General features: G+C 47.4%; 2 protein-coding genes and 1 pseudogene. 1 reads left to right on the forward strand and 2 read right to left on the reverse strand.

Annotated features, from left to right (window positions below):
• Positions 1 to 283 precede the first annotated feature (283 nt).
• Together RM811_RS23300 and RM811_RS23305 are read right to left on the reverse strand one after the other, a co-directional pair.
• Complete coding sequence (locus tag RM811_RS23300; protein ID WP_402529082.1) at positions 284 to 2,470, reverse strand: TonB-dependent hemoglobin/transferrin/lactoferrin family receptor; 2,187 nt, start codon at positions 2,468 to 2,470, stop codon at positions 284 to 286.
• A gap of 377 nt (positions 2,471 to 2,847) precedes the next feature.
• Entirely contained in the window at positions 2,848 to 3,573 is a 726-nt protein-coding gene (locus RM811_RS23305; RefSeq protein ID WP_402529085.1) for a hypothetical protein, read from the reverse strand.
• 331 nt (positions 3,574 to 3,904) lie between these two features.
• Here RM811_RS23305 and RM811_RS23310 point away from each other — a divergent pair.
• Positions 3,905 to 4,213 (forward strand): annotated as a pseudogene (locus RM811_RS23310) (hypothetical protein); the annotation flags it as partial.

Raw genomic sequence — 4,213 nt, forward strand, 5'->3', positions numbered from 1 at the left:
TGCACTTATCAAGGCATGGCGTTATCGGAGGGTTCGGTTGTCGGCCTTTAGGCCTTCCTCGGGTTCCCCTGGACGGAGAACCGATCTACGGGTCGGATAGTCCGAGGTCTGCATTCCCACGCCGAGCGTGGGAACGAGATAAAAATCTTAAATATCGATTTATATCGCTGCCGTCTTTCCCGCGAAGGTGGGAGTCCATCACGGCAATGGATCCCCGCCTGCGCGGGGATGACGGTTGGGTGTTAATTCTCCTTTTTGCGACAGGTGGGAACCAGATCAAGCGTCAAAAGTCGTATTTCACACTAAGGGTGTAGTTACGCTCGGCCTGAGTATCGTCCAGGCTCAGTGCTTTAGTGCCACGAACATCATTCCATGAATAGTACTTTTCATCGGTGAGGTTCATGATGCCGGCACGAATGGTTAGATCTTTCATCGGCTTATAGTAAGCAGTCAGGTCAACCACTGTGGCGCTGGGTAATTCAACCTGATCCTTTATGCCACCATTGTCAGCATCAGCGTTAATGTCGCTGTCAGACTTCCTGGCGGTATAGTTTACTTTCAGGCTGGTACCCCAGTTGCTGGCCGGAGCGTCGTAGTTAAAGGCGACCACAGCATTCCATGGGTTAACGCTGTTGAGGGGCCTGCTATTACCATCTTCTCCCTCGGTGTAGGCTACAACGAACCGGGTTGTCAGCCCCTCTGGCAACTGGGCAATGGCGTGCCAGTCGAAACGGCTTGAAAGCTCAACACCCTTAATAGTCGCTTCATTAATGTTGACGTACGTATTTTGATCCAGCCCACCATTGTCTCCAATGCTGACCCGCTCAATAAAGTCGGAGTAATCACTGTAGAAGACAGCAACTTCCGAGGCAGAAAACGCATTGTTGTGCCTGTAGCCAAGCTCATAGGATAAACTTTTTTCAGACTTCAGGTCTGGGTTCGGTACGTTCTCATAACCATGATCAGGATTGTCATAGGTATAGTAGAGCTCATCGAAGGAAGGAGCACGGAACCCCTGGCTGATCTGGGCGAATACCGTGCCAGGTTCAGACAGTTTATAGGTGGCACCCAGGCGAGCTGTCAGCGCTGAATCACTGAATTTTTCAAATGACTCACCGTCCAGTGTTGAAGGATCTGTTGAAGAGTAGTCGTAACGAATTCCGGGAGTCAGTACCAGACGATCACCCGGCAGAATAATTTCATCCTGCAGGTAGAGGCCGTATCCCAACTCTTTCGCCTCAGGAGTGTACCCGATAATAACATCGTCCTTATCCGGGTCAGAATTGTACTCTTTATTGATATTGCTGATATCGCTGCTGCTTACAGACAGGCCATAAACCAGGAAGTGATTATCAATGGTTTTATCTAGCTGGGTTTCGAATTCAATCTTGTCCTCAGAGTAGATGTAATCTTTTTTCTGCTGATTATCATTACTTGGTGGAAAAAAGGGTGGAAATCCCGCACTGGCCGGCTGAAAGCGGTTTGTTACGCCATTCTCCTCTTTACTCAGCCATGAAATCCGCGAAGTAACCGTATCCGCAAACCCACTATTGGCATACCACATATGCTTCAGAGCAAGCGTTGTCTGCTTATTAGTATCTTCACCTTTAACATTTTTATAGGTCGAGTGAACAATATCCGAATCCGACTGGTTGTGAATAACTTCGCCGGTAAACTCAAGGCGATGATCGTCGTTTAACTGAGACTGGAGCTTGACCAAAAGGTCATTATTTTTGTAATCCTGAGCATCAACGGAGTAGTTATCCTGAGGCTCGTCGGCAAAGTTCTGCAGCTCCTTACCATCCCGTCGTGTATAAGCCACCAGTGCTTCCACATTGCCGAAGCGTCCGGCAACTGCTCCATGTTCGCTGAAGGATTTATCCCTGGAAGAGTAAGACAACTTAACCTGCCCACCAAAATCCCTGCCATCCTTGAGAAAATCCTCTGGATCTTTTGTCTCAAAGGCAACAATGCCTCCGATGGCATCACTGCCCTGAAGACTGGATGCCGCCCCCTTGACCACTTCGACGCTTTTCAGCATATCCACATCAACCGAAACAGCACCAGAGTTGATAAACTCATATTCCCCACCATCAAAAACACCGGGCTGGGATACACCATCAACCAGAATTTTAACCCGCTTGCCTTCCATACCACGGATATTGATGCTTTGGATTCCCTGACGATTAGCGTCATTGATCGTAACACCCGGCGTGTACTCAAACACATCACCAAGATTCTGGGCCATATCAGCTTCCAGTTCCTGATTGGTAATTACAGCTACAGAAGCAGCTACCGCATCCACGGCCTGGTTGGTACGGATTGCTGTTACCGTTACCTGATTCATCTGGGTGGGCTTTGACTGAGAAACGGCTTCAGTAACCTCCTCAGCAAAGGCAGCCTGAGTAGAAGCAAGAGAAACCGTAGCGGCCATCATCGCCAGAGCCAGCGTATTTTTTGGAAACGTCATTATCTTTCTGTACCAGTGTTGGTGTTATCAGCAGGCGGGTTACAACCCGGTATAACTGTCGTTTTTTATGTTTTCCCGCTTCGATGATAAGGGCACCGTAGCAGTCGTCGTCGCCATCATATTTATTATTTATACTTAATGCAAATCATTATCATTTGGTTTTGCAGGATTTTCTACTCAGGATGGGTTCAAGGCGGAGGGAAAGACCATGACGGTTTCTGGTAAATTGATGGGTGTCTTGTATTACTGGTCCACTCCGGACTAAACGGTAAGTCAGTTGATCAACAAGTGGAAATAGTATTAAACAGACTATGTCGTTATTTTCGGGTAGGCGACTTTACCTGTTTTATTTGTGGAACCGGTTGATAAAGAATGATCTATCTGTTGCCAGGTAAAGAGACTAATGATGTGCAGTTCAGGGCAGATGGCGTTTTGCAGACATCACAATCTGATAAGCCGTCGTTATTCCCTTTCTTCTTTCTTCCTTTTCCCGCCTGTTGATTGTCCGCACCCTGTTTACTTCTGTAGTAATTCCCTAAACTGCCGGAAGCCACCGTATCACTATGGGCTTCTTTCTCGTGTTTATAGAGTGCGGCAAGGGTCTTGTCTTTCTCGGGAGTATTGCTGGTCCAGAGGCAGGGTTCATTATCTCGGCCCATAACCGGACAGCCAGTGACCAAGGTACCCCTGGCTAATCTCTTGAACTCATAATCCGTGCGGCACACTCTGAAAGAAAAAAAGGGTATTGCTTTGCCGGACTGCCTGCAATGGGGACAGGTCAGTTTTTGTTGTTCACTGACAGCCCCCGAACAGGTGTACATATATTGCTCCAGACAGTGACGGCAGGCACGATGTCTACAGGGCGTTTTTACCGGGTCCCGCATTAAGTTGTCACACTCCATACATAGCAACTGATTTTTGAAGCGGTCGATTAAGCTATTTTTTCCCGCGATCAGAATCTCTACAGAGTATCCGGCAAAAAAAGGCAATCGCCTGCTATCCCGCTTCGTTTCAACCGGGTAATTCTCTTTAGGAACTGGCTTGCCAAAACAAACCAGCTTCTGAGGGCTGGCCGGAAGTGCGCAGACTGGTTTTGTATTCATAATATCTTCTCGATGAACTTCCGATCTCCCGGAGTATTTCGCTGCGGATTGCTACTTGCCAATAGCTGGCATTTATACAAATCTGCTGCAAACCACAGCTGTCCAAAAGCACCAATAACGCTACAGACCTCGGAATAAATGAGTACTAACAGTTCGAAGCGCTGGGTAGTAATACGTGCAATACAGTGCTCCAGATCAAACAATCAGCGGATATTACTAATCAGTACAAATAATGCGAATTATTATCATTTAGGTTATTGAACACGTTTTGTGCTTCGAGTAACCTACGCTCCTGTTATTAGGTCATTTATTACTATTACTGTTCTTGGTCATGTCTAAAAAAGCGTTATTTACATTGCTGATCTCCATCGCGACCCATGTGGCCGTCGCGGTTGCACTGGATCACCAGGAACCTGCACCCAGAACCCTTCATATGGGTTCCATTCAGGCACCGGTTTCCCTGAGTTTTTCCACGGTCAGCCAGCCTGAACCCAAGCCACAGGTTGAAGAGCCTGTGGTGAAAGAAGCGCCAAAGCCAGAACCCAAAGTCATCCAAAAACCGGTAGAAAAGGCTAAAGCCGTTCTTAAGAAGAAAGAACCCAAACCAGAGCCAGTCAAGAAAAAACCAAAAAAGATTGTT

Origin of the sequence: Endozoicomonas sp., assembly GCF_031844845.1 — a bacterium.
GTDB lineage: Bacteria > Pseudomonadota > Gammaproteobacteria > Pseudomonadales > Endozoicomonadaceae > Endozoicomonas.

Excerpts from the sequence above, each read along its gene's own strand:
- RM811_RS23300 (WP_402529082.1), bottom strand. The coding sequence starts at position 2,470 with ATGACGTTTCCAAAAAATACGCTGGCTCTGGCGATGATGGCCGCTACG.
- RM811_RS23305 (WP_402529085.1), bottom strand. The coding sequence starts at position 3,573 with ATGAATACAAAACCAGTCTGCGCACTTCCGGCCAGCCCTCAGAAGCTG.